Genomic DNA, 2,103 nt, shown 5'->3' with positions numbered 1-2,103 from the left:
GATTTCTTCATGCAGAATCTCCTTGCATATACATTACGAGAAAATTCTACTTTTGGCAGCAATTATTTTGCGGGAGGATTACCAACGTCACCTGGGAAAAAAATTAAGCAGAACGGAGTTTGAAAACATTATTTTTAATCCGGAGTTTAAATATCAAATAGAAGAATACCATCCCATTAGTAATTATTTTGAGCATCATGGCGTTACTTGTTTTACACCAGATCCAGAAAATGCATCTATGTGGACTTATTATGCTAATGAGCACAAAGGAATATGTTTGGAATTTGAGCTAGATTTTTCTAAGATACTTAAACCTACGAAATACCCACCATCTGAGATTTCACGCTTTTCTTCTGATGTATCCAACGGAAATATTTTGGTTTCATTTTATTTAGAAGAGCACGAATTTGTATTTACAAAGGTCAAATATACGTCAAACATCTCCCTGTTTTTGAGTTAGAAAAATTTTATGTTCTTAAAACTGAATATGAAAAGATAAGTTATCTAATTAACAATGCTATAGGGGTAAAGAGCCAGTATTGGAAACATGAAAATGAATTCCGTTTAATTTCCAATAGTAACAGCCTAAATTCAGGAGCTCTTCCCTTAAAGAAATATGTGCCATTTCTAAAATTTACTGGAATTATAGCTGGCGCAAAAATGAATGAAGAAAACATGAAAACCCTATCAATATTCTCCAAAAAATATAACCTTGATTATAAAAAAGCTTTTTTGGATACTCGCAACTATCAGATACTGTTTAATCAAGGTGTTTGATGCAATAAAATAAATTGAATTTTAATTAAATGCAGTTTCTTCTCTCATTTTCACAAAAGATATGCGCTGATTAGCAAGAGCGTTGTCATAAGTTAAACCTAAAGTAATGATAGGTTTATTTTTATCTGTAAGATTCACCCAAAGAGTAGCGCTAGACGATTTTTTTCTAAATTTGATACGATATGCCCCTAAAACCTCTTTACTCGCCTCTTTTCCAACCTGCTGATATACATAATTTATCTTTTCAATGAGGTTTTCAACTACATCGGCAGCATTATTGTTATTAAGGGGAATAAAAACCAAGTAAACGCTAATAAGCTTTTTTTTGTCAAACGCAAATTCAGCAGAAACTTTTGATCCAAACATTTCAAATGATGGAAGAAACCATAATTCTGTTTCGTCTCTTTTGAGCTCATCTTCTGCAAACACAAACTTGGATTGCTCAAAAAAAAGTATAATCCTACTTCCCTCTGGGTCTAAACTCTTAAATGTCTTACGATCTACCAATTGAATAGAATTTTTTTCCATGATTTTTTGGACTTGAAACGGACTCATCCCAAATTTTGTTTGTAAAAATGCTGAAGAATTATCCGCAGTTGAAATTGTCATATGACGATATGACCAATAGATTAATACAGCAAAACCAAGCATCAGACATACAAGGATGTAAATCAGCTTTTTATTCATTAATAAACCCCACCTTCATTTAATAGCAAATTTTTTTAATCCCTGAGAATCCATAAAGTAAAACTGCAACAAATAAAATCAATTTCATCATAACCCCATGTCTTTAGTTAGTTCAGATCAAGTTTTGAGGCTTTAGCTTAGCAACCTAATAAATGTTCATATATTAATCTACTGGACAATTAATATCCACAGTAAAAAAATCGATGCTTTTTTGCTCTCAATACAACAACCCAAGTTTTCAAGTCTCTTTAAGAAACGCCTATTGAAAAGAGCTAATTAATAAATTTCCACTAAGACACCCTATAATATACAAAAGAGGAACTCATCAATACTGGCAAGGGCTGTAGAAGATGGACGTTTTTTGGTTTTAAAAACAGTTCCTTTTTTATATAATAATTATTATAAATTAGGTACTAATTGGAAAATTGATGCCACGGGAAGGAAAAGCGAAAGTTTTGAGTGAAGCTGAATTCAAACGGCTATTAATAGTTGCAAAAAATGCACAAATGCCGGAAAGAAATATAGCGCTCATTTATTGCTCATTCGGTTTGGGGTATTTTTATCTATTTAGAAGTCTCAATGAGGTACGTGATATTACCCGAAATTGGATGAAAGAATATAACGAAGAAAGACCACATG

Annotated in this window: 1 protein-coding gene and 2 pseudogenes; 2 read left to right on the top strand and 1 reads right to left on the bottom strand. The window is 32.0% G+C overall.

Annotated features, from left to right (window positions below):
- Positions 1-460 (top strand): annotated as a pseudogene (locus Llon_RS08505) (DUF2971 domain-containing protein); the annotation flags it as partial.
- Between the two features lie 338 nt (positions 461-798).
- On the opposite strand, the gene Llon_RS08500 reads toward Llon_RS08505, so the two are convergent.
- Complete coding sequence (locus Llon_RS08500) at positions 799-1,464, bottom strand: hypothetical protein (RefSeq protein WP_058529646.1); 666 nt, start codon at positions 1,462-1,464, stop codon at positions 799-801.
- A 557-nt stretch (positions 1,465-2,021) separates the two neighbouring features.
- Between Llon_RS08500 and Llon_RS11440 the strand changes: the two are divergent.
- A pseudogene (locus Llon_RS11440) lies at positions 2,022-2,103 on the top strand (integrase core domain-containing protein); the annotation flags it as partial.

Origin of the sequence: Legionella londiniensis (assembly GCF_001467825.1) — a bacterium.
In the GTDB taxonomy this organism is placed as follows: domain Bacteria; phylum Pseudomonadota; class Gammaproteobacteria; order Legionellales; family Legionellaceae; genus Legionella_A; species Legionella_A londiniensis.
The sequence above is the reverse complement of the archived record's forward strand: the minus strand, read 5'-3'. Positions and strand labels throughout refer to the sequence as shown.